Below are 26,979 nucleotides of genomic sequence, written 5' to 3' on the forward strand. Positions count from 1 at the left end.
ATGATACAAAAAAACATTATTTGTAAATATTATCTTTATTTTCTTATCCTTATTAATCTATCTCGGAAATATCTTTCCAAGTAACATCAGGTTGCCAACTATTTACCCAGTCCAACATATCATCAGCAGGCATAGGACGAGCAATCCCATACCCCTGTGCTAATTCGCATCCAAGTTGTAATAACTCTGCGCCATGAGCAATGGTTTCGACCCCTTCTGCAATCACTTTACGGTTAAATGAAACTGCTAATGCTATGACTCCAAGTACAATAGCGTGATCTTCAGGGTCAATTAACATGTCACGGACAAAGGTCTGGTCAACTTTGATCAAATTAGCAGGTAAACGTCTCAAATAGGTTAATGAAGAATACCCTGTACCAAAATCATCGATTGCGAAGCTAACCCCTAATTCTAAACACGCGTTCATAATATGAGAAACATCCATGACATCACCTAATGCACTTGTTTCTAATACTTCTAACTGTAAGGCTTTTGGCGACACATCAGGATGCTGATTAAGTAACATGGATAAACGCTGAACAAAATCCTGCTGTTGTAGCTGTAAGGCACCTATATTTACACTAACAGATAAATTTAAACCCACTTTTTGCCATTCAGATATTTGTTGCAAAGACTCATTAATGACCCACTCCCTAACTTTATACTTAAAGGATGATTTTCAATTAATGGTAGAAAGGTCGCTGGCGGTAAAAGACCTTTAACAGGGTGTTGCCAACGAATTAGCGCCTCAGAGCCTATCACTTCGCCTGTTTTCATATTTACTTTGGGTTGATAATAAAGAACGAATTCTTCATTCTCTAATGCCAAATTAAGGTTCTGTATGCTTTCAAGACGACTTTTGATAACACTTTCAGACTCACTATCAAACAGGTGATAGCAATTTTTACCTTTTTGTTTAGCTACATACATTGCCTGGTCTGCATGACGAATCAATTGATCTGCCTCAGCACCATCCATTGGATATAAAGTAACACCAATACTGACGGATACTTTTAATAAAACACCTTCCACGGTAATTGGCTTAGATGCGACAAGTAATAAACGTTGCAATACAGGTTTAAAATCATCTAAGTTCTCTAAATCTGCCAAAATAGCAACAAATTCATCTCCCCCAAAACGTGATAGCGTATCCCCATCACGCAAAGCGCCTTTTAATCTGAGAGATAAGGAAACTAGAAGTTGATCCCCCATATCATGACCATGAATATCATTAATTTCCTTAAAGCCATCTAAATCGAGAAAAGCGACTGCAAGTATTTTTTGACTACGTTGACTTTGAATAATGGCTTGGTTTAAACGATCTGCCAATAAGGCTCGATTAGGTAAACTGGTTAACAGGTCGTAATGTGCCATATGCTCTAATTGCATTTGGTGCTGTTTAATATCTGTAATATCGGTAAATAAACCCACATAATTTTTTACTTCACCAGAATCATCATACACCGCACTAATAGTCAGCAACTCAGGATATATTTCGTGATCCTTACGTTTATTCCAGATTTCACCATGCCAATAACCATTCTGACGTAAAGACTGCCAAAGTTGTTTATAAAACATAGGAGATTGACGCTCAGATTTCAGTATACTTGGATTCTTTCCTAAAATTTCATTACGCTCATAACCTGTAATCAAAACAAATGCTTCATTAACATCAATAATATTACCCGATGCATTGGTAATTATTATCCCCTCCTTTGCATGGGTAAAAACATTAGCCACTAATTTTAATTGTTCCTCAAGTAGCTTACCTTCAGTAATATCTTGCACCAAAGAAGTCATGCCGATTATGTTGCCATTTTTATCAGTCATGAGTGTGTTATACCATTCACAAATAATAGTACGCCCATCCTTGGTAACACTTTTGTTAATGTACTTACTATTTTGATGCTCAGAAAGAAAACAATATACAGTCTTTATTTGGTGCTTTGATTCCGGTGCAATAATCAAAGAACCAGGCCTGACCTCCCAAGGCTTCATCTTCATGATACCCAAATATTTTTTCAGCCGAATGATTCCAATCGGTACAATTAAAGTCTTTATCCCATGATATACAACCTAGAGGGGTGTTCTCTATATGATTTTTTAATCTATTTTTACTTTCTCTTAAAGAGGACTCACTACTTTTTAATTGTTGCTCTGCCAGTAAACGAGTTTTAGCCATAGAATTAAAACGCTTTTGCAGTTCAATAAGTTCTGAACTGCCTTGTAGTGGAATAGTAGGAATTTCTTTGCCTAACTCAAGTTCTTTAGCGAAGTGTAATAAACCTTTAAGTGGTTTGAGTAAACTTTTACGAATAGCCCAATTAGCAATAAGAAATATCACTAACATACCAATAAATAACCACCCTGCTATATTAAGCAAGCGCTTATTGATTGTTTGTAATTCTTCATCCAAGGGAATGCCGACACTAATATTAATCAGTTCACTATTGTCAAATAAAGGCCGACTTGCAAACATCCTACTATGCTCTGTTGGTTGCCCAAAGGGTAATAGACCTGCGGTTAAAGGGACTTTATTGACTTCTTCATTAACTAACTTAGTACCAAGTAGCTCCGTGTTATCAGGATAGGCGACAATAATTTTATCTTCATGGTCAGTAATATAAGCGACCGAATTGAATGGTAAGCGTGATTCTGCAAGGTATTTACTCCACCACTCAAGTGAGACTACAGCAACAGAAACACCGACTATTTCATCATTCTCAGGATTAATCACAGGGTATGCAAAATTGATACTGATAATTCCTGTGACCCTATCTACCTGAAACTGACCAATAGAGAAATCTTTATTCCTTATTGCTTGTTGAAAATAGCTTCTATCAGCCACATTGACGGTTTTATCTGACATTTTTGCATTACACAATAAATCACCGTCAACACCAGGTATACCTAAGTTAATATAATTATTATTTAATTTAAGGATTTCGGATAAAACCGAACTACATTCTGAGGATTCTGGATTGATAGCAAATTTAAAGGAGGACAAATTTTGTAAAAAGATTTTGATTGTGCAATTAGCTTAGACTGATTTGTGGCAGTAAGTTCAACCGTATGCATTGCCTTCTGTAGAGCGGTATTAATTGCGAAATCGCGAGCGACAAGTGACTGATGGATAATACCAATAAGCCCAGGTAAAGTGACTAATATAATAAGTACAATTAATCTTGATTGTAATGAATGAAAAAAAGATTTCATATTTCCCTATACATCCAACAACCCCTTATAAGACTGGTCAAAAAAAGACATGATCTGTGGTTATTAATTCTAGTTAAAAAACCACGATTTACGAGAGAAAGTAATAAAATATATCTCAAATAATAGATATTGACGGATGAAAAGTAATACGCCAAAAAACAACATGTTTTTTGGCGTATTTAAATTAGCCTTGTATCAGGATAAATTAACCAAAAAAGGGTCTCTAGAAAGTTTATGAGTTGTTTCAGGATGATACCAAGAAAGCTTATTCGCTAAATTGACCACTTCTCCGATAATCATTAGTGTTGGCCCTGTTAGCCCCCACCTAACTGTGTTAATTCTGATAACGTGCCAATCACAACATGTTGCTCCGCAGTGGTGCCTTTGTTAATAAGTGCCACAGGGGTATCCTCGCCTCGCCCAAAGTTAAGCAACTGCGTCTGTATTTCATGCGACTGAATCAGTCCCATATATACAACTAAGGTATTATGTTTACAGGCTAATGATTGCCAGTCCAATTCCTGTCCACTTTCTTTTCTATGTCCAGTAACAAAGGTAACTGACTGTGCATAATCACGATGTGTTAAGGGAATACCAGCATAGGCACTACAACCTGAAGCGACCGTAATACCTGGAACAACTTGAAAACTAACACCTGATGTAACCAATTCCTCTAACTCTTCACCACCACGACCAAAAATAAATGAGTCACCACCTTTTAAACGAACAACTTTTTTCCCCTGTTGCGCATATTCAACCAACATTTGATTAGTGCGTGACTGAGCAACTTCATGATTACCTGCTTCTTTACCCACTGAAATAAGATCCGCATCGCGACGAATAAGATCTAATATTTCTGAGGAAACAAGACGATCATATAACACCACATCAGCTTGTTGCATTAATTGTAATGCTTTTAGGGTCAATAATGAGGGATCACCGGGCCCAGCACCAACAAGTGCAACATCGCCCTGAGCAACATCTTCATTTAAGCTACTTTCCATAAGCTCAAGTGCCTGTTTGTTATCTCCACGTTGTAAAAGGCTTCCTAATTGACCATTGCCAAAAAGTTTTTCCCAATAACGTCGACGCAGGGAAACATTTTGTAATGTTTCTTTTACACGATGACGAAACTCACCTGATATTTTAGCTAATCGGCCAAGATGCATAGGTAATAAGGTTTCTAACCTTTCTCGGATCAAACGTGCTAAAACAGGTGCTTTACCACCACTTGATATGGCAACAATAATAGGAGATCGATCTACGATAGAAGGCATAATAAAACTAGAAAGATCAGGACTATCTACAACATTCACTAATAACTGACGCTGATCTGCACTTTCTGCAATCGCTTGATTTACGTCCTTTTGATTGGTCGCGACAATGACAAGCCATTTATTATCTAATAAGTTTTCGCTAAAGGGAGCTGTGATTATTTTAATTTGCCCTGCATCTGCTTTCTGCAATAATTTATCATGGAAATCAAGTGCACAAACAGTAACTTCTGCGCCTGCTTTTAATAAAGGTGTACCTTGCGCAGAGCAATACTACCTCCGCCAATCACAAGACAAGGTCGATTTTCTAATTTAGTAAAAATGGGTAAATAATCCATGCAGATACCTAGTTGATATTAAAGGGCACACTATACCCGTTACCATTTAAGATGCAAAGTTCAGCAAGTTGTGAGGTAAGTAACTTCTAGGCAGAAAGTTGAAGATCTAACTGCTTCAATTAATACTTTCTAACAGCGAATATACTTTGTTTAAAAATGATTGAGTTTATTTTTAAACCTATCTTTCATCTACGACAACTATTCCATTAAGGCTTTGATACCATCATGTAAGGTAAAGATGCCTTGAATGTGACTTTCTTCGATAACAGGCAGACATCCAATATTATGCTCTAACATTAAGGTTAATGCATCGTGAACTTTCATGCTTCCTTCAATAGTGATTGGCGATCTGGTCATTACTTGGTGTGCTCGCTGATCAATTGTTTTGCTATCTCGAACAGATTCAGCATCTGGTTCCGATAAATGGACTTAAGCAACGAAGTAAATCACGATCGCTGATGATCCCTTGTAATTGTTTATCTTCTGTCACTAATAAATGGCGAAATGGGGCTTTATCTAATATGTCTTTCACTATCGTTAAACGGTCATCCATATCAACACAAACAACACGCGTTGTCATGACTTCTGCAACATTCATGATCAGTCCTTTTTAAATTGAGCAATTAAAAAAGTATAGACATAAAAAAACCAGCATGCGCTGGTTTTTAATCAAATTCCCAAAAACATGGAATTCTAGCTATTTTTTACAAAATCAATACCGAGTTGGATATCACTATGTAATACATCAAGCATTTCTTTTTGTTTTTGCTCTTCAAATGGGCTTAAATCACCAACAGGTAATACACGCTCAACACCATTTAAACCTAATAATAGAGGTTGTGTAAAGAATGGAGAAATCGCATTTCCACCTTCAACATAAGCATTTTGTACAATACCTTGTTTACCTGATAACGCATGTACTAAATTAACACCAAACAGAGCAGCTGCACGTGCCATTGAAAGTGTCGCAGATCCGCCACCAGCTTTAGCGTTAACAACTTCTGTACCTGCATTTTGGATACGATCAGTTAAATCAATCACTTCTTGCTCAGTAAAATCAACATTTTGAACCTGTGAAAGCAGAGGAAGGATAGTTGTACCACTATGACCACCAATAACATTAACTTTAAGGTCTTCAGCTTTTAAGCCTTTTTTATCAGCAATAAATTCTTCCGCACGAATAACATCTAAGGTAGTAATACCAAACAATTTATTCTTATTGTAAACACCCGCATCTTTTAATACTTCAGCGGCAATAGCAACCGTCGTATTAACCGGGTTTGTGATCACACCAATACAAGCCTCTGGCGCAACTTTCGCAACAACACCCACTAAGCTTTTGATGATCCCTGCATTGATATTAAATAAATCACTACGATCCATACCTGGTTTTCTAGCAACACCAGCAGAAATCAATACAACATCAGCACCTTCAAGTGCAGGGGCGACATCAGCGCCACCAAAACCAGTTACTTTTACACTCGTTGGAATATGGCTTAAATCTTTCGCAACACCAGGTGTAACCGGAGCAACATCATATAATGATAACTCTGAATTTGCAGGAAGATCTAATTTTAACAATAAAGCAAGGGCTTGACCGATACCACCAGCGGCACCAAGAACAGCAACTTTCATAACACACTCCCAAATAATTAATCAACATAAAATCAGATAGTATAATAATCTAAATTGGCGGTAAATGTAAAAAATGTTAAACAAATGTGATCGCTGTTAGGTCTATTTAATAATATTTTATTAGTAGCTTTAAAAAATCGATGAGTAAATAACCAACTCATTAATAAATGGGCATTTATTGAGCATTATGAGTAATAAGCATTCGCAATTGAAAGTGTATTTTAAGGCACTAAAAAATGCCCTAAAAGAATGAATTTGAACAATGAAAATATTGAATAAGTTAACAAAAAAATGAATATTTTTATCGAATCATGAATAGTTATGCATTTATTAAAACAAATATTCTATTGTAAAAGATCAAACTTTAATTATCATAGTCATAATTATTTAATAGAGTAGGTATTATGAAACAACCAATCGAATTAATGGACTTTTTAAAGCCTTATTGCGTAAAGAACGTTTAAGTTCTCAAGGCGAAATTGTTGATGCTTTACAAGAGGCAGGTTTTCATAATATCAATCAATCCAAAGTATCACGAATGCTAAGTAAGTCAGGCGCGGTACGAACTCGCAATGCCAAACAAGAGATGGTTTATTGCTTACCAGCTGAATTAGGTGTTCCAACAACGAGTAGCCCATTAAAAAACCTCGTTGTTGATATCGATTGTAATGATTGTTTAATCGTTATTCATACTAGCCCAGGAGCCGCACAACTTATTGCGCGTTTATTGGATTCAATTGGAAAAACCGAAGGTATTTTAGGCACTATTGCCGGCGATGATACTATTTTTATTACTCCAACCAATTGCCAAAAAATAAACCAAACGTTAAAAGTCGTTAAACAACTTTTTAGTTGACCTGCCATTTTATAAAAATCAAATTAGATGCAATTCCAATAACCCAAGGTAGATCATACTAATGATTTTTTATGGGGTTACAATATGCACAATTTGCTGGCCAATCTAACACTATCATTGGCGGTTTCTGATGACTGTTTTGTTGTTAATCAAGTCATTTACAGGCCATCACAAAGGATTTTTATTTTTTCACAAATAAATCCGCTAATTATCACGATTGAACTGACAGGGCATAGCGATGAAAAAGCACTCAGGTTTAACAATCATAGAACTCTTAATCGTGATCGCTATTATTGGTATTTTAGCAAGTATTGCCTATCCGAGTCTGCAATCCTATGTATTAAGGACAAATCGAGGAGATGCACAGACAGAGCTTCTGAAAGCGCAATTAAAACAAACCGCTTTGCATATTCTTAATCCACTGTATTCAGATGATGAAAGCGCTCTAGGCTTAGTGAATACAGTTCATTATAAATTTAGTGTTATCTCAGCAAGTGCTACAACCTACTCTATGAAAGCGGTTGCCATTGGCCAACAAATTAATGATGTGGGCTGTACTATTTTAACTATCAACGAAAATAGTGAACAAACCCCATCCAATTGCTGGCATTAATGTCTGTTAATAATAAGCCCCAAGCTCTTTATCATTCAAAAATCGCATTGGCTCTTTTAAGATATGTTGATATATCACATTGTAGGCCAAAACATTTTTAACATACTGACGGGTTTCTTTATAAGGTATTGTTTCTACCCAGCTATCCATACCTAATGCTTTATCATCACGCCCTTTCGCATTTTGTTTCCAACGGTCAACTCTATGGGGACCTGCATTGTATCTTGCAGTGGCTAAAATACGATTACCATTATAGCGTTTTAATAGACTATCAAAATATGCAGTGCCTAATTGCACATTAATCTCCCCCTCTGTTAATTGGTCTTGTTTTTTATAACTTTTTAAGCCAATTTTATGTGCTGTTTCTTTTGCTGTAGCAGGCATCAATTGCATATAACCTCTTGCACCAACGGGTGAGTTGGCAAATTGGTCAAAGGCACTTTCCTGTCGCGTAATAGCATAAATATAACTCGAAGGTACTTGATACTTCTGAGTGTTTTTCAAGAATAATTCGGGTTTAACTTCAGGAAAGCGAATATTTATTGCATCCCAACTTTTTGAACGGATGCTAGCCAGTACCGATAGATGCGCCCAACCTTTATCAAAGGCGTACAGCCCTAATTGTCTTTGAGTCTCTTCGTCTCGCCCTTTCAATAAAGATTCCCACTCTCGTTTAACAAGATCAACATATTGGTGAAAATTAAGCTCTTCAATATGATCAAGCCGTGCTTGCATATTGCGTAAACTGGTCACTTTAGGCTCTACTATCTTGGCATTAAGTTGATAGGATAGTCCTAATTTTTGAGCGACTAAGAAGCCATAATATTTACGCTCATCAGCAATGCTTCGATATAATTTATTAGCTTCTTCGAATTGTTTTTTATTCTCTAAGATACGCGCCTGCCAATAAACCCAAGCTTTTCCTTCACTGACTTTTGCTACATCTTCAGGTAATACAGAAATCCAATATTCAATATCTGGCCAGTTATTATATTTAATGGCATAACGAATACGTTGTTCTATCAATCCAGTATCACCTAAACTTGCTAAGTTTTTATCTAACCAAGGAAATAACTCTTGTCTATCGTTAATCAAAATTCTAAATGCAAAGTATTTTTTAAGCGAAATTTCATCGGCAAAGGAGAAAGGTATTTTGGTTTCGTAAGCGTAATAAGTTTCTAAGGCTTGAGCAATATCAGCTCTCGCTAAACGTTTTAAGAAGGTATTTAACAAGGGGTAATGAGCATTATCCCTACTGGTAAATAAATCACTTTTTGCGAGCGTTTTAATATTATTATTAAGTGCATAAAGATTTGAGGCGAGTTGCTTTTTCTCACCCTTTAATAATTTAATAAGGTACCTCATTAAACCATACTGATTTTTATTAAAAGCGAGTTCAAAACGATCCCAGATTAAATTCTGTGAAATAAGATCCTGTTCTAAATAATGTTTAAAAACACTGTCACAGGCATTGGATTGGGAGTATCCCGATAACCAAGTATTTTTAACATCTGGCCAAATGTCATCTTCTTGCCCCTTTGCCATTTTTGCCTGAAAAGAATAACATTTTAATGCATTACTGCGTGGAAGGCTTGGAAAGAAGGTAAGAAATTCAGACCAATATTTATGCTTAGCGAGAAAATAAAGGAACTCTCTCTGTAATTGGTTAGTTATGTTATATTGGTTATTTTGTTCAACAAACTGTTGAATCTCTGCAACATCTTGCTGTTTAAAGTCGGCCTTTAATTGCTGATATTTTAATAGATATGTTAATGGATAATTAGGGATAGTTGCCAGCTTATCACTCGCTTCTGCCCAACGTTGTTGTTGTTGTAGGCTTTTTGCCTCACTGAACACCTCTCTTTGCTGTTTTAATGACAAAGCTAAACTTATAGTTGAAAATACAAGAGAAGTGATAATTAATAAAAATCGAACCATAAAAGTCACCTTAAAATCAATAAAACAGATATAAACATCTTACGCTATCATAATGCAGAAGCTAATAATACTTTAGTATATTGGTGTGTTGGGGCGTTAAATAGTTCACTTGTTTTCCCCTGTTCAACAATTTCTCCCGCTTTCATCACTAAAACTCTATGGCTTATCCGACGTACAACTGATAAATCATGACTAATAAACAAATAACTCAATGACAATTCCTCTTGGAGTGAAATAAGCAATGATAAAATTTGCTGTTGAATACTTCTATCAAGAGCTGACGTTGGTTCATCTAATACAATTAGTTTAGGATTTAAAATTAATGCCCGTGCTATAGAAATACGCTGTCGTTGCCCACCAGAAAATTCATGCGGATAACGCGTCGCACTTTGTGCATCTAGCCCAACCCGTTGTAGCGTTGAAAAAACACGCTGATCTACCTCATCTTGGGTTAATTGAGGTTGATGTACTTGTAATCCTTCAGCAATAATCTCTGCAACACTGAGCCTCGGGCTTAAACTTGCAAAGGGGTCTTGAAACACAATTTGTAAACTTGCTCTTAGTTTTTGTAGGTCAGAGCGAGCAATTTCATTTATTTTTTGACCTAAATAAACAACTTCTCCAGTGCTTTGAGTTAACTGTAAAATCGCCTGTGCTAGGGTGCTTTTCCCAGACCCACTCTCACCTACAATAGCCACTGTTTCACCTTTATGAACAGATAAACTAACGCCTTTTACTGCATCAAGTGAGTCAGTCACCTTGCCCCAAAAGTTCTTTTTCATCGCAAAGGAAACATTGATATTTTTTGCAGTTAATAATAATTCTCTTTCTTTCAAGCTTGGCATTTCTCCCTTAGGGATAGCATCTAACAACAATTGTGTATAGGCTTCTTTTGGTGAATCAAATAATGATTGCCTAGCTTGTATTTCAATCATCTCCCCTTGGCGCATTACCATTACATCATCAGCAATACTTTTCACAATATGTAAATCATGGGTGATCAATAAAACAGCCATATTCAATCGTTGCTGTAAGGATTGTAATAAATCAATAATCTGCTTTTGAATTGTGACATCAAGCGCGGTTGTTGGTTCATCAGCAATTAATAATTCAGGTTCATTTGCTAACGCCATTGCAATCATTACCCTTTGTCTTTGTCCGCCAGAAAGTTCATGGGGATAAGACATTAAACGTGTTTCTGGTGATTCAATGCCAACTAGGTTTAATAATTCAATCGTACGAGCAATCGCCTCTTTTCCAATCATCCCCTTATGTAGCAAGAGAGTTTCGGTAATTTGTTTCTGAATTGTATGCAATGGATTAAGAGAGGTCATCGGCTCTTGAAATATCATGCTCACTTTATTGCCACGCACTGATTGCAAAATAACATCACTTTTACCAACAAGTGCTTCACCATCTAAATATATTTCCCCTGTGGGATGATGTGCATGAGGATAAGGCAATAATTGTAAAATTGACAAAGCAAGCAAGGATTTTCCAGCACCACTTTCACCAACAATAGCTAGCGTTTTGCCACGCTCAATGTTAAAACTGATATTTCTAACAATCGATTTATCAGCAAAATTGATGCTTAAATTATCAACCTTTAATAAGCTAGTATTACTCATATTGTTTTCCTAGGATCAAATGCATCTCGTGTCGCTTCACCAATAAAAACAAGTAAAATTAAGATAGTTGATAATGAAATAAAGGCAGTGATAGCCAGCCATGGCGCATGTAAATTGTCTTTACCCTGCGCAACCATTTCTCCTAAGGACGCAGAACCCAGCGGTAAACCAAATCCTAAAAAATCAAGCGAGGTCAATGTGGTTAATGCACCAGTAAACAAATATGGCATAAAAGTCAGTGTTGCTATCATGGCATTAGGTAAAATATGTTTAAACATAATTTTACTATCTGTGACACCAAGTGCTTTGGCCGCTTTTACATATTCAAGATGACGACCACGCAAAAACTCAGCGCGCACCACGCTCACTAAACTCGGCCAACTAAACAGGATCATTAAACCTAATAACCAACTAAAGGTCGGTTCGACGAAACTAGCTAATATGATGAGCATAAATAACATAGGTAAGCCTTCCCATATCTCTAAAATACGTTGCCCCCAAAGGTCTACTTTTCCACCGTAATATCCTTGAATCGCGCCAATGATAATGCCAATAATCGAGCTAATAATGGTTAATGTCAGGGCAAATAATACTGATATACGAAATCCATAAACCAACCTCGCCAATAAATCTCGTCCTTGATCATCTGTACCTAAATAATTAATACTATCGGGTGGGGAAGGCGCCGTTGAGTGAGTTCAAAATTAATACTATCGAAATAGAAAGGCACTAAGGGCCAAAGGATCCAACCTTCTTTTTCTATTTGTTTAATCATATACGGATCGCGATAATCTGTGATGATATCAAAGTCACCACCTAGTTTATCTTCGGTAATATCTTCAATAATCGGGAAATACCAAGTCTGTTGGTAGGAGACCATAATAGGCTTGTCATTTATCCATAATTCAGCAATAAGACTTAAGAAAAATAATGACGAGAATATCCATAATGACCAATAACCACGTTTATTCGCTTTAAATTGTGACCAGCGTGTCGCATTAACAGGGTTACGACGTATTTTCTGCCAAGTTAGTAATAATGACATATTAACGCCCTTCAAAATTTATACGAGGATCAATTAGGGTATAGCTAATATCACTGATTAACTTCAGCACTAAACCCACTAATGTAAAAATATAAAGCGAGGCAAAAATAACCGGATAATCTCGATTAATAACCGATTCAAAGCTTAATAGGCCTAATCCATCTAATGAAAAAATCACTTCAATAAGCATCGAACCTGTAAAAAAAATGCCAATCAAAGTCGCCGGAAGTCCTGCTAACACTAATAACATTGCATTACGAAAAATATGCCCATACAAAATACGATTTTGTGAACAGCCTTTGGCGCGTGCAGTGACCACATATTGCTTATGAATTTCATCTAAAAAGGAGTTTTTGGTTAGCATAGTTAGCGTTGCAAAGCTGGCTAATACTGAGGCCGATATGGGAAGCGTTAAATGCCAGAAATAGTCTTTAATTTTTGCCAATAGACTTAACTCAGCAAAGTTATCAGAAACTAACCCTCGTAAGGGAAACCAATCATAATAAGAACCTCCGGCAAAGATGACAATCAATGCAATGGCTAAAATAAAGGCAGGGATCGCATAGGCAATAGTGACCAAAGTGCTTGTCCAGATATCAAAACGACTGCCATGGGAAATAGATTTTTTTATGCCTAAGGGAATAGAAATAAAATAAGCCAATAAAGTCGTCCACAACCCTAGAGAAATAGAAACGGGCATTTTTTCTAAAATTAAATCAGTTACTTTTGCATTTCGATAAAAACTATCACCAAAGTCAAATTGGGCGTAACGCCATAGCATTAAAAAATATCTTTCAATAAGAGGCTTATCGAAACCATATAGTTTTTCAAGTGCTTTTATATATTCAGGGTCAACGCCCTGCGCGCCACGATATTTACTTTCCCCCGTTGTCTGAATATCGCTATTATTTCCTGTCGCGACTCGATTGTTATTACCTGAATCTAAGCCTTGATATTGTGCGATAGCCTGTTCAACGGGGCCTCCTGGTGCAACCTGAACAATAAAAAAATTGATTGTCATAATGCCAAGCAAGGTAGGAATAATTAACAATAACCGCCTTAATATATATAAGTTCATAATGAACCCTCTGCAGTTTTAGACCACCAAGTTGATAAACCCAGTTCATAAATCGGCGCAATGCTCGGGTGCTCAAATTTATTCCAATATGCGATACGATATGCAGGCAAATACCACTGTGGTATTACCATAAACTCGTTTAACAGTACTCTGTCTAAGGCTTTGGTTGTATTGACTAATTGTTCTCGTGATTCAGTCGTGATTAATTGTTGCACCAAATTATCAATGACTGGAGAGCACACTCCGCCCAATTTGATGTGCCAATTTCCATCGCGCTTTCACATCCCCAATAGCCAAGTTGCTCATTACCGGGGAAATTGACTGTCCCTTACGTAAAGACACCAAATCAAAATCAAACTCATTTAAGCGATTAATAAATTGAGAAACATCAACTAAGCGAATAGATGTTTTAATGCCGATGCGTTGTAAGTTTTGTCTAAAGGGATGGACAATACGCTCAAAGTCTTTGCTATACAGTAAAAATTCAAATTCAAATTGTTGGCCATTTTTGTCCTGCATTTTACTATCTTTTAGCTGATAGCCCGCTTTTGAAAATAATTCTACCGCCTGCCTCATTTGCTGACGAACATTACCGTCTGCATTCGTTTTTGGTAATGAAAATGGTTGAAAAACACGATTTGATAGTTGCGCTTTATAAGGTATTAAAATTTCTTTTTCTGCTTCACTAATGATATTTTCAGTCGCTAACTCAGAGCCTGAATAGAAACTATTGATACGTGTATAAGAATCATAAAAAAGCGTTTTATTCGCCCATTCAAAATCAAATAAAAGGGTGATCGCCTCACGCACATTTTTATCTTTGAATTTATCTTTGCGTAGGTTAAACCAAAACCCTTGCATTCCCTGTGGAGTTTTATCACTAATTTTACTGGTAATTATTTTCCCAGACTGAATTAAATCAGCACTATAACCTGTAGCCCATCGTTTCGCTGAGCTTTCTAATCGATAATCAAAGGCACCGGACTTAAACGCCTCAAAGGCAACACTCGCATCACGGTAATAATCATAAACCATGAAGTCAAAATTATGAGCCCCCTTATTAACAGGTAAATCCTTTGCCCAATAATCATTAACACGCTGATAAGTGATTCGTTTACCCGCATCAAAACTTGCTACTTTATAGGGTCCAGAACCAAGAGGCTGGATTAGATCGCTCTTAGCAAAATCTTTATCTTTCCAAAAAGCTTCTGAGAAAATAGGAATTTGCCCAACAATCAATGGTAATTCTCTGTTGCCTGATTCAGAAAAATAAAAAGTCACATTAAGAGGATCTATGACAAGGACTTCTTTAACACCTGCATAATATGAGCGGTAGTGAGGGCCCCTTCCTTGACCAATAGATCAAAGCTAAACTTTACATCTTGTGCTGTAATTGTTTCATTATTATGAAAGCGTGCATTTGGGTTTATTTTAAAACTAACCGAAGAAAAATCATCAGCCACTTTTATGCTCTGCGCAATTAACCCATAAGCAGTAAAGGGTTCATCACTCGATTGTTTGAGCAAAGTGTCATAAATCATTGTGATGCCGGAAAGTCGCATTGCCCTTTACGATAAAAGGATTTAATGAGTCAAAACTACCAATGGTTGCCTGTTTAAAGCTTCCGCCCTTAGGGGCATCAGGGTTTACATAATCAAAATGAGTAAAAGACGAAGGGTACTTAACATCACCATACATGCTTAATACATATGACCAAGATGAAGCGTGTGAGAAAAAACTTGTTAAGATAAATGTGCAAAATATCAAAACAGGTATAAGCTTAATGGTGTACTTAGAATGCATGGAGGTCATCGCTATCATCAAAGAAGTACAATAAAGATAACAAAAGATTGGCTGAATTAAACTAGTTTAATAAAAAAGTTTACACAAGAGGAGGAACTTATCCATTAAAGAATGGACTAATTTTTAAGATTAAACAAATAATATTTGTTTTTAATCTGCAAAAATCTACTTAGGTCAAAAACTTTTCTCACAATGTTAGAGTCAAATAAAAACGTGACATGCATCACATTTAATTTCGAGAAAAAAGCCTAATCTATTTATGAACACAATAAGTGTATAACCTAAAGGTGTCTTATATGAGAATTGAAATTACAAGCAAACAAATTACTATCACTGACACAATGCGCAACAAAGTAGAGGAACGTTTCCAAAAATTAGAAAAGCTACAAATCCCACTAATTAAACCTCACTGTATTATCACTAAAGAGCCTAAAGGCATTAAAATAGAAGCCACCATTGGTGTGCCAAATGGCAAAGTATTCGCTCATGCTGAGCATGATGATCTTTATGTTGCTATAGGACAATTATTCCAAAAAATAGAACGTCAACTAAACAAATATTTACACAAATCTGAAGCTAATAGAGCAAAAAATAATGGTAAAGATATGTGTAGAAACGGAGAAATTTCAGGCCAACCTATTGAAGAGCCAGAAATAGAAATTGAATCTGACGCAGAAATTAAGCTAAATAAAGAATTCGGTCGCTTAATAATATCTCGGTTTAATCAACACAAAAAGGAGCTAATTAGCTCCTTTTTAGGTTTATAGAGAATTGAATTTTTCAAAATAAATATAAAGGAGCTTTTAATAGCTCCTTTTATCAACAGTTTTATAATATCAGATACACAATTTACTTATCTTCGTAATGACGATTATCATGAGCCTGTTGTAACATTGAGCGACTTTCATCTAAGAATAGCTGAGAATAATCTCCCATCCAGTCGGTTACTAACTCAAAACGCTTAATAAACGCTTCTCTGTCAGAATTCTCTAATAGCTCAATCGCATCGGCAAAGTGCTTGTGGTAACGCTTAATCATCTCAAGATTACCTTTCTGAGAAAGGATAATATCTGCATATAGCGCAGGTTCCTGAGCAAATAATCGCCCTACCATTGCAAGCTCTAATCGATAAATTGGCGAGCTAAGATCAAGCAATTGCTCTAAATCAGCATCAACGGCTTGCAGATGTACACCATATACAAAACTAGTGAAATGACGTAATGCCTGAATTAATGTCATTGATTCATCGTGAGTAGGCGCCTTAACATTATAAAGATGTGAGCCCCAAATTTTCATTTGTTCGATTAACCAAGCATATTTATCTTCGCCACGACCATCACAATATACAATTACTTGTTTAGCAAAGCTTGAGATATCTGGACCGAACATAGGATGTAAACCAACAACAGGGCCTTTATGAACCTCTAGCATTGCTTTTAAAGGAGCATCTTTAACACTGGTAATATCTGCTAGAATACAATCTTCTGGTAAATAAGTAAGCTGGCTAATAACATCTTCAGTAACATCAATTGGAGAACCGACAATAACTAACCCTGCTTTGCTACAAATTTGTTCTGCTTGATGCCAATTTCCACGCCCTAAAACATCCACTTGATAACCAGATAATTTAAACATTTCAACAAAACGTTTGCCTAACAAGCCATTTCCGCCAATGATAACGATTCGTTTCATATCAGGATTTATCGTTTTAAACCCTCTATCGTTTTCACTAGCATAGGATTCACGCATTGTTCGACGTAAAATATCTTCGATCAGTGCTTGCTGGAACACCTTTTGCTTCAGCTTCAGCACGTCGTTTAGCAAGCATAGAAGCTTCACGTTCTGGTACATAAATAGGTAAGCCATGCTTAGTTTTAACTTCGCCAACTTCACCTACTAAAGCTAAGCGTTCAGCTAATAAATCAATTAACTTTTGATCAACTGCATCAATTTTATCGCGTAATTTACTTAAAGGCATAAATATCTCTTATCGGTTCTGTAAACTATTAGTTAATAATTTAACGGCGTCAGCAAGTAAATCCTCAGTAGTTGCCCAATCAATACAAGCATCCGTTACCGAGACACCATACTTAAGATCTTCAGCAGGTAAATCTGCAGATTGATTGCCAGCATTAAGATTACTTTCTAGCATAATACCAATAATAGATTTATTACCTTCTATCACTTGATGAAATACGTCTTTAGCAACAAGCGGTTGAAGTTCATGATTTTTATTTGAATTTTCATGGCTACAGTCAACAATCAATACTTGTTCAACGTTCACCTTTGCTAATGCTTTTTCAACTAATGATACATTTAATGAGTCGTAGTTTGGTTTGCCACCACCACCACGTAAAATAACATGGCCATCTTTATTACCGTTTGTTTGTAATAGAGCACTTTGGCCAAGCTGATTAATCCCCATAAAACGGTGTGAAGATGAAGCTGACTGCATTGCATTTACCGCAGTTGCTAAATTACCATCAGTACCATTTTTAAAACCAACTGGCATAGATAAACCACTCGCCATTTCGCGGTGTGTTTGTGACTCTGTTGTACGTGCACCAATAGCGACTCAACTGAATAAATCACCGATATATTGAGGACTAATTGGATCTAAAGCTTCTGTTGCAATCGGTAAGCCTAACTCAGAAATAAATAGTAATAATTCACGCGCTTTTTTTAAGCCTGTTTCAATATCAAAAGAGTCATCCATATGCGGGTCATTAATTAAACCTTTCCAACCGACTGTTGTACGTGGTTTTTCAAAGTAAACACGCATAACAATATATAAAGTATCTTTGTATGCTTCATGTAATGCTTTTAGTTTAACGGCATACTCTTTCGTCGCTTCAATATCATGAATAGAACAAGGTCCACAGATAACCAAAAAGCGAGGGTCTTTTTTATGAACAATGTTTGAAACTACTTCACGAGACTGATTAATAAATCGATACACATCATCAGAAGCAGGAAGTTGTTTTTTAAGCTGTGCAGGAGTGATTAAAACAGTTTCTGATTGAATGTGGATATTTTCATTTTGTAACGTAGTCATTTTAGTCTCATTAAATGTTAATAGTGGATCTATCATACCATAGCAAATTGATAGGTGAATTATTAACAGAATGAAAATACTAAAATTGGAAGGAAAGCTAGCAACTATTTAATAAAAATAATTATTTAACTAAAAAATATAAATACAGTGTTGTTATTTACACTATTGCTCAATGCACTTATTAAGCAATAATCCGATTTTTAAATCAATAACCTAAAGTTTTAGCAACTAACAACAACACTGTTTTATTAAATATTTTAAATACCTGTACCACCAGCGGCTCCAGTAGCACCAGTGCCACCTGTAGCTTCAGAAACTTCACAATACACAGGAATGTCAAAACTAAAGTTTTGAGTTTCTTCACTTCCTACTGTTATTGTTGTGTACTGAGAACGTTCACCTGATACACTATAACTAACTGAATAGGTTCCAGGAACTAAATCATGATAAGAAACAATTTCGTTAGCATCTGTATAGAAACGATCAAAACGATAATAATTACCAAACCTTCTATACATAGAAACATAACCAGGTTGCTGAGTTGAAATGCTGTTATCCAACTCACAAACAGTGTTAACAGTGAAGTTACCAGTTACTGTTTCTCCTTGTTCAGTTAGATCTAAAGTAACTGTAGTGCCATCAAGGTCACAGAATGAACCAGTATAAATGCCATCACCACCTACAGATACACCATCAACGCTTGATAGAACCTGTTCACCATTAACAACAACAGATACATTCAAATCAGTAAAAGTAGGAGAGTTAGCAATGGTCATCGATGAACCAAATGCATTTACTCTCTTATAATATCCTCTACGTTTTAACTCGATTGTAAATGGCACGCTATTTAATTCTCCAGTCGCATTTTCAAAATTTATGTTCAACGGATTAGCAGGACAAGAACTGTAATGCCAATCTAAGTTCCAATAAGAAAGATGATCCACACTCATAGTAGCGGTATAGGTATTTGTCGTTGTATTTAAATCACTACCAACAGTTACTGTTGATTCAGCCGACCACTTACCTGTTGTTTCATCATAACTCCATGTTGGGATGGTATCTCCAGGTTGAATTGCAACCCCAGTATCTGGATTAATAGTATCAGCAGATATTTGAATGTTGATATCCACCGGAGCACTGAAATCTTTTACTTTATTGCCATTTTCATCATTAATTTCCATTGCCACGAACCCGCAGTCACAAAGTTAAAACTCTCCTCGGTTTCAACTCCTGTTGTTGCGTCAACTAATGTTCCTATATCAAATCCACCAGGGAATGCAGACTAGTGCAGATAACTCTGAACTTCCAGTGCCGTTTGGCTCATTAGAATAATAATTAAGAGCCGCAGTAAGCGTCCCTGTGACTATATTACCATCACTATCCTTCATAATGGTCCCTGTAGGAATTGTTACAGAGGCAGAGGTTCCTGCTAAACCAACTGAGTTATTATCTCCTGCACTCGCGACGGCTGTAGAAAAAGTAATTTCTTCGGATGTTGCACCAGAAGAATTATCAACAGTGAACTCTTGTGAAACAGATTTTGCGAGCAATATCTGTGTTTGTTATCTCTTTTGAACTAAGAGTGATCGTTTCTGAAGCAGAGTCATCTTCTACAGAAAAAGAAACCTCTGCACTGTTTGCAAAATAACCATCAGCTGTTACAACAACATCAAAACTTAAAGAAGTTAAACTATCTGGGATATTTGATGAGCCCAGTAATAAAAATCCATTTTCTGCTGTATATTCATTATTACTAGTCGATTCTCCAGTAGCAACATCAATCATATAAGCGACATCATCTCCAGAGAGCTTAATATTAGCCGTTATTAATTCTCCAGTTTCATCAACAACTTGTATTGAAAAGGGAGTTTCTACTGCCTTAGCAACTGCAGGGGCCACATAACTTACCTCTTCGTCACTACTTGAACTTGAAAAGCACCCTGTTAAGCTTAAGGAAACTGAAATGGCAAGAGCCGTTAGTTTAAAAGTCTTCATAGGAATCGTCCTTGAAAGTAATTATTTTATTAAATTCTTTATTTCAATATCAAAATATTGAAAGTTCATTAATGATTTAGAAATCATTTTGAACAAAAAAAGAACAAACATAGATTAAAAATAAAACCACGGTAAATAAATATACAAGCCACTTCACAAATTACAAGTATTATTTGATAAAATAAATATTACATGATTTTAAACAAAATTAATTACCATTAATTATGCTAACAAATGATATTTTTTATTAGTAATAAGTTAGCTATAAATCCATGAAGATGATATCAAACTAAGGTACAGTAAAAAAATTCCTGCTAACAAGGCCCAGCAGGAATTATTCGGATATTTAATATTTTTCAAGCTTAGCAGTGGTTTGATTTACCGATTACAAGCACTATGCATAGCAAGTCGGCGTAGAGGCCCGAAGCTCGTGAACCTTGCCTGTCGGCAAACTAGCCCTACTCTCGAGAGTAGGTCATCATCATTAAAGCCCTAAAACGAAAAAATCCCTGCTGATATGATCAACAGGGATTGTTCGTATATTTTAGGATTAGCAAGCTTGGCGATGGGTGGACATTGTTCGTCCCCTTGCCTTCGGCAAACTCACCCTACTATCACTATCTGCGTTGGGCACTCATAATAGCAATTCATCTCAAAAAGGATTATCAATCCTTTTCTGCTGTCCAAAAGGAAGAGCGTATCGGCAGGCTATCAATCTTCCCCATGTGTGAGTAGGTCAATTCAAAAGACGTAATAACGAAAAAACCCCACCCTTCTTTCGAAGGATGGGGTTTATCGGTATTAGGCGCTTGGCGATGGAAAGTCGTCGCAGAGCTCCTCCGCTCGTGACAAATCGCTGTCGCGATACTCGCCCTACTCTCTACGTAGGTCCTCGCACTAAAGCTTTAAAACGAAAAAATCCCTGCTGACAAAGTCAACAGGGATTATTCGTATTAGGCGCTTGGCGATGACCTACTCTCACATGGGGAAACCCCACACTACCATCGGCGCAACTGCGTTTCACTTCTGAGTTCGGAATGGGATCAGGTGGGACCACAGTGCTATTGTCGCCAAGCAAAAACTTAATTAAGAAAGCTGTTTCTTGTTCTTTTTATAATCTGCAATATCTTAGTAAAATATGTTTATCACAAACGTATTTTTGTTGATGAACTATCATCATCTCTTGGAACAATCTCAAACACTTCAAAATGCTTAGAGTTTGTATGGTTAAGCCTCACGGGTAATTAGTACAAGTTAGCTCAATACGTTACCGCACTTACACACCTTGCCTATCAACGTTGTAGTCTCCAACGGCCCTTTAGGGGAATTAAATTCCCAGTGAGAACTCATCTTGAGGCTCGCTTCCCGCTTAGATGCTTTCAGCGGTTATCGATTCCGAACGTAGCTACCGGGCAATGCCATTGGCATGACAACCCGAACACCAGCGGTTCGTCCACTCCGGTCCTCTCGTACTAGGAGCGACTCCTCTCAATTCTCAAACGCCCACGGCAGATAGGGACCGAACTGTCTCACGACGTTCTAAACCCAGCTCGCGTACCACTTTAAATGGCGAACAGCCATACCCTTGGGACCGACTTCAGCCCCAGGATGTGATGAGCCGACATCGAGGTGCCAAACACCGCCGTCGATATGAACTCTTGGGCGGTATCAGCCTGTTATCCCCGGAGTACCTTTTATCCGTTGAGCGATGGCCCTTCCATTCAGAACCACCGGATCACTATGACCTACTTTCGTACCTGCTCGACGTGTCTGTCTCGCAGTTAAGCTGGCTTATACCATTGTACTAACCTCACGATGTCCGACCGTGATTAGCCAACCTTCGTACTCCTCCGTTACGCTTTGGGAGGAGACCGCCCCAGTCAAACTACCCACCAAACAGTGTCCCAAACCCCGATTCAGGGGCCATGGTTAGAACTCAAAACATACAAGGGTGGTATTTCAAGGTTGGCTCCAACAAATCTAGCGACCTGTCTTCAATGCCTCCCACCTATCCTACACATGTAGGCTCTAAGTTCACTGCTAAGCTGTAGTAAAGGTTCACGGGGTCTTTCCGTCTAGCCGCGGGTACACAGCATCTTCACTGCGATTTCAACTTCACTGAGTCTCGGGTAGAGACAGCATGGCCATCATTACGCCATTCGTGCAGGTCGGAACTTACCCGACAAGGAATTTCGCTACCTTAGGACCGTTATAGTTACGGCCGCCGTTTACCGGGGCTTCGATCAAGAGCTTCGACAAAAGTCTAACCCCATCAATTAACCTTCCGGCACCGGGCAGGCGTCACACCGTATACGTCATCTTGCGATTTAGCACAGTGCTGTGTTTTTAATAAACAGTTGCGACCATCTGGTATCTTCGGCCTCTAACAGCTTAAAGAGCAAGTCTCATCACCGTCAAAGGCGTACCTTCTCCCGAAGTTACGGTACCATTTTGCCTAGTTCCTTTACCCGAGTTCTCTCAAGCGCCTTGGTATTCTCTACCTGACCACCTGTGTCGGTTTGGGGTACGATCCTTTATTATCTGAAGCTTAGAGACTTTTCCTGGAAGTATGGCATCGATGACTTCAGCACCTTAGTGCCTCGACATCGTGTCTCAGTATATAGTCACCCGGATTTACCTAAGTCACCTACCTACACACTTGAACCTGGACAACCATCGCCAGGCCCACCTAGCCTTCTCCGTCCTCCCATCGCAATAATAAAGGGTACGGGAATATTAACCCGTTTCCCATCGACTACGCCTTTCGGCCTCGCCTTAGGGGTCGACTCACCCTGCCCCGATTAACGTTGGACAGGAACCCTTGGTCTTCCGGCGGGGAGGTTTTTCACCTCCCTTATCGTTACTCATGTCAACATTCGCACTTCTGATACCTCCAGGATGGTTTACACCTTTCCCTTCGACGGCTTACAGAACGCTCCTCTACCACGCGTATAAATACGCGTCCGCGGCTTCGGTGATATGTTTAGCCCCGTTAAATCTTCCGCGCAGACCGACTCGACTAGTGAGCTATTACGCTTTCTTTAAATGATGGTACGCTTCTAAGCCAACATCCTAGCTGTCTAAGCCTTTCCACATCGTTTCCCACTTAACATATACTTTGGGACCTTAGCTGGCGGTCTGGGTTGTTTCCCTTTCCACGACGGACGTTAGCACCCGCCGTGTGTCTCCCATGATTGCACTTGTTGGTATTCGGAGTTTGCATAGGGTTGGTAAGTCGGGATGACCCCCTAGCCTAAACAGTGCTCTACCCCCAACAGTGATACATGAGGCGCTACCTAAATAGCTTTCGAGGAGAACCAGCTATCTCTTGGTTTGATTGGCCTTTCACCCCCAGCCACAAGTCATCCCCTAATTTTTCAACATTAGTGGGTTCGGTCCTCCAGTTGATGTTACTCAACCTTCAACCTGCTCATGGCTAGATCACCAAGTTTCGGGTCTAATCCCAGCAACTATTCGCCCAGTTAAGACTCGGTTTCCCTACGGCTCCCCTAAATGGTTAACCTTGCTACTGAAATTAAGTCGTTGACCCATTATACAAAAGGTACGCAGTCACCGAACTAAGTCGGCTCCTACTGCTTGTACGTACACGGTTTCAGGTTCTATTTCACTCCCCTCACAGGGGTTCTTTTCGCCTTTCCCTCACGGTACTGGTTCACTATCGGTCAATTAGGAGTATTTAGCCTTGGAGGATGGTCCCCCCATATTCAGTCAGGATTTCTCGTGTCCCGACCTACTCGTTTTCACTAAGTAGAAGTTTTTGTGTACAGGACTATCACCTTGTACCGTTGCACTTTCCAGAGCATTCCACTAACTTTTATCTAGCTTAAGGGCTGGCCCGATTTCGCTCGCCGCTACTTTCGGGATCTCGGTTGATTTCTTTTCCTAAGGGTACTTAGATGTTTCAGTTCCCCTCGTTCGCTTCCATATGCTATGTATTCACATACAGATGACACTAAGTGCCGGGTTGCCCCATTCGGAGATTCCAGGATATAACGCTTGTTATCAACTCCCCTGGACTTATCGCAGATTACCACGTCCTTCATCGCCTCTAATTGCCTAGGCATCCACCGTGCACGCTTATTCACTTAACCATACAAATTCTAAGAATTTTAAAATAATTATTGTTTGTAGGTTGTTTCCAAGACGCTTGCGATCCTCATATTTTACTATGAAAAACACTTACGTTTTTCGTGCACCTAGAATCAATAATAAATTACTAACTCGTAGATACGTACAAACTGCAAATCACTTACGTGAATTACAGCTGTTTTTATTTTGCTTGATTACAGTATCTAACTTAACTTAAACGTTATTTTAAATACTGAGAACAATTTACATTTCATAAATGAAATGTAAAATTTCGTTTTATTTACCACACCAATCAACACCTAAGTGTCATTGTTATTGTGCGATAAATAAGAACTTTATCAGCTTTCCTAATTGTTAAAGAGCAGGCTTTTTCGCTAAAAAAAGCCTTATGTAAGTAGTGATACTTATATAAGGCTTCTGTGTCATGTTAGGTCACTTCAATGAAGTGGTGGAGCTATGCGGGATCGAACCGCAGACCTCCTGCGTGCAAGGCAGGCGCTCTCCCAGCTGAGCTATAGCCCCAACATGGTGGTTTAGATAGTTTTTATTCAGTACCAAATCGTACTAGGACAAGGCATAAAGTGAGGACGTTTAGTTCACTAAACGACGAGCTTTATAACGCAGTAATAGTGCGATTTTGGTGGGTCTGGGCAGATTTGAACTGCCGACCTCACCCTTATCAGGGGTGCGCTCTAACCAACTGAGCTACAGACCCAATAAAAGGTCTATCTATTCTCTTTATCATTCTAATCAAACAATCTGTGTGGGCACTAATAGCAGTTTCTTTACGTAAGGAGGTGATCCAGCCCCAGGTTCCCCTAGGGCTACCTTGTTACGACTTCACCCCAGTCATGAACCACACCGTGGTCATCGCCATCCCCGAAAGGTTAAGCTAATGACTTCTGGTGCGACCCACTCCCATGGTGTGACGGGCGGTGTGTACAAGGCCCGGGAACGTATTCACCGTGGCATTCTGATCCACGATTACTAGCGATTCCAACTTCACGGAGTCGAGTTGCAGACTCCGATCCGGACTACGACAAACTTTATGAGATTCGCATACCCTCGCAGGTTAGCAACCCTTTGTATTTGCCATTGTAGCACGTGTGTAGCCCATCCCGTAAGGGCCATGATGACTTGACGTCGTCCCCACCTTCCTCCGGTTTATCACCGGCAGTCTCCCTAAAGTTCCCGGCATAACCCGCTGGCAAGTAAGGATAAGGGTTGCGCTCGTTGCGGGACTTAACCCAACATTTCACAACACGAGCTGACGACAGCCATGCGAGCACCTGTCTCAGAGTTCCCGAAGGCACTCATCAATCTCTTGGTGATTCTCTGGATGTCAAGGGATGGTAAGGTTCTTCGCGTTGCATCGAATTAAACCACATGCTCCACCGCTTGTGCGGGCCCCCGTCAATTCATTTGAGTTTTAACCTTGCGGCCGTACTCCCCAGGCGGTCTATTTAATGCGTTAGCTTTGAAACCCACGGCATATAGCCACAAACTTCTAATAGACATCGTTTACTGCGTGGACTACCGGGGTATCTAATCCCGTTTGCTCCCCACGCCTTCGCGCCTCAGTGTCAGTCTTTGTCCAGGTGGCAGCCTTCGCCACTGGTATTCCTTCAGATCTCTACGCATTTCACCGCTACACCTGAAATTCTACCACCCTCTACAAAACTCTAGTTAACCAGTTTCAAATGCCGTTCCCAGGTTGAGCCCGGGGCTTTCACATCTGACTTAATTAACCACCTACGCGCGCTTTACGCCCAGTAATTCCGATTAACGCTCGCACCCTCCGTATTACCGCGGTACGCTGGCACGGAGTTAGCCGGTGCTTCTTCTGTGGGTAACGTCACAGATATTAGTTATTAACTAATACCCTTTCCTCCCCACTGAAAGTGCTTTACAACCCGAAAGCCTTCTTCACACACGCGGCATGGTCGCATCAGGGTTTCCCCATTGTGCAATATTCCCCACTGCCGCCTCCCGTAGGAGTCTGGACCGTGTCTCAGTTCCAGTGTGGCTGGTCATCCTCTAAGACCAACTAGGGATCGTTGCCTTGGTAAGCCATTACCTTACCAACTAGCTAATCCCACTTGGGCCACTCTTTACGCGCAAGGCCCGAAGGTCCCCTGCTTTGGTCCGAAGACATTATGCGGTATTAGCAGTCGTTTCCAACTGTTGTCCCCCACGTAAAGGCATGTTCCCAAGCATTACTCACCCGTCCGCCACTCGTCATCTTCTAGCAAGCTAGAAATGTTACCGTTCGACTTGCATGTGTTAAGCCTGCTCGCCAGCGTTCAATCTGAGCCATGATCAAACTCTTCAATTTAAAGTTTAATGTGGTTGTTTTCTTCGAAGAAGAAGGCAACCTGACTCAATATTACTGACT

At 38.7% G+C, this 26,979-nt stretch carries 17 protein-coding genes, 2 tRNA genes, 3 rRNA genes and 5 pseudogenes; 3 read left to right on the forward strand and 24 right to left on the reverse strand.

The genetic code is table 11. From position 1 onward, the window contains the following. Nucleotides 1-52: 52 nt before the first annotated feature. The 6 genes and pseudogenes from ACLKMH_RS22175 to mdh form a co-directional block, all read right to left on the reverse strand. Nucleotides 53-2,004 (reverse strand): annotated as a pseudogene (locus ACLKMH_RS22175) (EAL domain-containing protein). Beyond that, a complete protein-coding gene (locus ACLKMH_RS22180) occupies nt 1,910-3,007 on the reverse strand; it encodes a PAS domain S-box protein (RefSeq protein ID WP_413699990.1) in 1,098 nt (365 codons plus the stop codon). The pseudogene ACLKMH_RS22175 and the gene ACLKMH_RS22180 overlap by 95 nt, the downstream one beginning before the upstream one ends. Nucleotides 3,008-3,411: 404 nt before the next feature. Next, nucleotides 3,412-4,828 (reverse strand): annotated as a pseudogene (gene cysG / locus ACLKMH_RS22185) (siroheme synthase CysG). Nucleotides 4,829-5,026: 198 nt separating this feature from the next. Continuing rightward, the gene (locus ACLKMH_RS22190; protein WP_413699991.1) at nt 5,027-5,152 is read right to left on the reverse strand and encodes a CBS domain-containing protein; all 126 of its coding nucleotides are present in this window, start codon (nt 5,150-5,152) and stop codon (nt 5,027-5,029) included. Between the two features lie 79 nt (nt 5,153-5,231). Continuing rightward, the gene (locus ACLKMH_RS22195; RefSeq protein ID WP_413699992.1) at nt 5,232-5,426 is read right to left on the reverse strand and encodes a CBS domain-containing protein; all 195 of its coding nucleotides are present in this window, start codon (nt 5,424-5,426) and stop codon (nt 5,232-5,234) included. A 95-nt stretch (nt 5,427-5,521) separates the two neighbouring features. After that, complete coding sequence (gene mdh, locus ACLKMH_RS22200) at nt 5,522-6,463, reverse strand: malate dehydrogenase (RefSeq protein WP_413699993.1); 942 nt, start codon at nt 6,461-6,463, stop codon at nt 5,522-5,524. Nucleotides 6,464-6,884: 421 nt separating this feature from the next. Between mdh and argR the strand changes: the two genes are divergently transcribed. Beyond that, complete coding sequence (gene argR / locus ACLKMH_RS22205) at nt 6,885-7,319, forward strand: transcriptional regulator ArgR (RefSeq protein WP_413702446.1); 435 nt, start codon at nt 6,885-6,887, stop codon at nt 7,317-7,319. A 238-nt stretch (nt 7,320-7,557) separates the two neighbouring features. Continuing rightward, entirely contained in the window at nt 7,558-7,932 is a 375-nt protein-coding gene (locus ACLKMH_RS22210) for a type IV pilin protein (RefSeq protein ID WP_413699994.1), read from the forward strand. Nucleotides 7,933-7,938: 6 nt separating this feature from the next. On the opposite strand, the gene ACLKMH_RS22215 is transcribed toward ACLKMH_RS22210, so the two are convergent. The 8 genes and pseudogenes from ACLKMH_RS22215 to ACLKMH_RS22250 all read right to left on the reverse strand — a co-directional run bounded on the left by ACLKMH_RS22215 (nt 7,939) and on the right by ACLKMH_RS22250 (nt 15,319). Beyond that, complete coding sequence (locus ACLKMH_RS22215) at nt 7,939-9,870, reverse strand: transglycosylase SLT domain-containing protein (RefSeq protein WP_413699995.1); 1,932 nt, start codon at nt 9,868-9,870, stop codon at nt 7,939-7,941. A 47-nt stretch (nt 9,871-9,917) separates the two neighbouring features. Then, nucleotides 9,918-11,498: an ABC transporter ATP-binding protein gene (locus tag ACLKMH_RS22220; RefSeq protein WP_413699996.1), complete on the reverse strand. Its 1,581-nt coding sequence runs from the start codon at nt 11,496-11,498 to the stop codon at nt 9,918-9,920. Beyond that, nucleotides 11,495-12,516 (reverse strand): annotated as a pseudogene (locus ACLKMH_RS22225) (ABC transporter permease). The gene ACLKMH_RS22220 and the pseudogene ACLKMH_RS22225 overlap by 4 nt, the downstream one beginning before the upstream one ends. A gap of 28 nt (nt 12,517-12,544) precedes the next feature. Continuing rightward, complete coding sequence (locus ACLKMH_RS22230) at nt 12,545-13,621, reverse strand: microcin C ABC transporter permease YejB (RefSeq protein WP_413699997.1); 1,077 nt, start codon at nt 13,619-13,621, stop codon at nt 12,545-12,547. Then, on the reverse strand, nt 13,618-13,836 hold the full coding sequence (locus ACLKMH_RS22235; protein ID WP_413699998.1) for a hypothetical protein: 219 nt from the start codon (nt 13,834-13,836) through the stop codon (nt 13,618-13,620). The genes ACLKMH_RS22230 and ACLKMH_RS22235 overlap by 4 nt, the downstream gene beginning before the upstream one ends. Nucleotides 13,837-13,843: 7 nt before the next feature. Further along, a complete protein-coding gene (locus ACLKMH_RS22240) occupies nt 13,844-14,902 on the reverse strand; it encodes an extracellular solute-binding protein (protein WP_413699999.1) in 1,059 nt (352 codons plus the stop codon). An 11-nt stretch (nt 14,903-14,913) separates the two neighbouring features. Further along, nucleotides 14,914-15,162: an ABC transporter substrate-binding protein gene (locus ACLKMH_RS22245; RefSeq protein WP_413700000.1), complete on the reverse strand. Its 249-nt coding sequence runs from the start codon at nt 15,160-15,162 to the stop codon at nt 14,914-14,916. Then, entirely contained in the window at nt 15,152-15,319 is a 168-nt protein-coding gene (locus tag ACLKMH_RS22250) for a hypothetical protein (protein ID WP_413700001.1), read from the reverse strand. Before ACLKMH_RS22250 ends, ACLKMH_RS22245 begins: the two co-directional genes overlap by 11 nt. A 401-nt stretch (nt 15,320-15,720) precedes the next feature. On the opposite strand from ACLKMH_RS22250, the gene hpf reads away from it, so the two are divergent. Beyond that, nucleotides 15,721-16,191 (forward strand): ribosome hibernation-promoting factor, HPF/YfiA family, encoded by a 471-nt coding sequence (gene hpf, locus ACLKMH_RS22255; protein WP_413700002.1) that lies wholly within the window; start codon nt 15,721-15,723, stop codon nt 16,189-16,191. 82 nt (nt 16,192-16,273) lie between these two features. Here the strand turns inward: hpf and tyrA are convergent. The 10 genes and pseudogenes from tyrA to ACLKMH_RS22305 all read right to left on the reverse strand — a co-directional run bounded on the left by tyrA (nt 16,274) and on the right by ACLKMH_RS22305 (nt 26,919). Continuing rightward, nucleotides 16,274-17,402, reverse strand: a pseudogene (tyrA, locus tag ACLKMH_RS22260) (bifunctional chorismate mutase/prephenate dehydrogenase). A 9-nt stretch (nt 17,403-17,411) separates the two neighbouring features. Further along, nucleotides 17,412-18,479: pseudogene (locus tag ACLKMH_RS22265) on the reverse strand (3-deoxy-7-phosphoheptulonate synthase). Between the two features lie 257 nt (nt 18,480-18,736). Then, nucleotides 18,737-19,660, reverse strand: coding sequence for a hypothetical protein (locus ACLKMH_RS22270; protein ID WP_413700003.1), 924 nt, complete (start codon nt 19,658-19,660; stop codon nt 18,737-18,739). A gap of 78 nt (nt 19,661-19,738) precedes the next feature. Then, a complete protein-coding gene (locus ACLKMH_RS22275) occupies nt 19,739-20,029 on the reverse strand; it encodes a hypothetical protein (RefSeq protein WP_413700004.1) in 291 nt (96 codons plus the stop codon). Then, nucleotides 19,992-20,474: a hypothetical protein gene (locus ACLKMH_RS22280; RefSeq protein ID WP_413700005.1), complete on the reverse strand. Its 483-nt coding sequence runs from the start codon at nt 20,472-20,474 to the stop codon at nt 19,992-19,994. Before ACLKMH_RS22280 ends, ACLKMH_RS22275 begins: the two co-directional genes overlap by 38 nt. 959 nt (nt 20,475-21,433) lie before the next feature. Then, nucleotides 21,434-21,549: ribosomal RNA gene (gene rrf, locus ACLKMH_RS22285) — 5S ribosomal RNA — on the reverse strand. A 148-nt stretch (nt 21,550-21,697) separates the two neighbouring features. Further along, a 23S ribosomal RNA gene (locus ACLKMH_RS22290) occupies nt 21,698-24,586 on the reverse strand. Nucleotides 24,587-25,030: 444 nt separating this feature from the next. Continuing rightward, nucleotides 25,031-25,106 (reverse strand) — tRNA-Ala (locus ACLKMH_RS22295). Between the two features lie 116 nt (nt 25,107-25,222). Continuing rightward, nucleotides 25,223-25,299 (reverse strand) — tRNA-Ile (locus ACLKMH_RS22300). A gap of 75 nt (nt 25,300-25,374) precedes the next feature. Next, nucleotides 25,375-26,919 (reverse strand): 16S ribosomal RNA (locus ACLKMH_RS22305). The 16S, 23S and 5S rRNA genes sit together here with 2 tRNA genes alongside, the layout of an rRNA operon. Between the last annotated feature and the right edge of the window lie 60 nt (nt 26,920-26,979).

This window comes from Psychromonas sp. KJ10-10, assembly GCF_047323245.1.
Taxonomy (GTDB): Bacteria; Pseudomonadota; Gammaproteobacteria; order Enterobacterales; family Psychromonadaceae; genus Psychromonas.

Coding starts and splice junctions, on each gene's coding strand:
- ACLKMH_RS22230 (WP_413699997.1), bottom strand. CDS start 13,621: ATGAACTTATATATATTAAGGCGGTTATTGTTAATTATTCCTACCTTG.
- ACLKMH_RS22270 (WP_413700003.1), bottom strand. CDS start 19,660: ATGGAAATTAATGATGAAAATGGCAATAAAGTAAAAGATTTCAGTGCT.
- mdh (WP_413699993.1), bottom strand. CDS start 6,463: ATGAAAGTTGCTGTTCTTGGTGCCGCTGGTGGTATCGGTCAAGCCCTT.
- ACLKMH_RS22215 (WP_413699995.1), bottom strand. CDS start 9,870: ATGGTTCGATTTTTATTAATTATCACTTCTCTTGTATTTTCAACTATA.
- ACLKMH_RS22195 (WP_413699992.1), bottom strand. CDS start 5,426: ATGAATGTTGCAGAAGTCATGACAACGCGTGTTGTTTGTGTTGATATG.
- ACLKMH_RS22245 (WP_413700000.1), bottom strand. CDS start 15,162: ATGATTTATGACACTTTGCTCAAACAATCGAGTGATGAACCCTTTACT.
- ACLKMH_RS22190 (WP_413699991.1), bottom strand. CDS start 5,152: ATGAAAGTTCACGATGCATTAACCTTAATGTTAGAGCATAATATTGGA.
- ACLKMH_RS22220 (WP_413699996.1), bottom strand. CDS start 11,498: ATGAGTAATACTAGCTTATTAAAGGTTGATAATTTAAGCATCAATTTT.
- ACLKMH_RS22210 (WP_413699994.1), top strand. CDS start 7,558: ATGAAAAAGCACTCAGGTTTAACAATCATAGAACTCTTAATCGTGATC.
- ACLKMH_RS22280 (WP_413700005.1), bottom strand. CDS start 20,474: ATGAAGACTTTTAAACTAACGGCTCTTGCCATTTCAGTTTCCTTAAGC.
- ACLKMH_RS22250 (WP_413700001.1), bottom strand. CDS start 15,319: ATGTATGGTGATGTTAAGTACCCTTCGTCTTTTACTCATTTTGATTAT.
- hpf (WP_413700002.1), top strand. CDS start 15,721: ATGAGAATTGAAATTACAAGCAAACAAATTACTATCACTGACACAATG.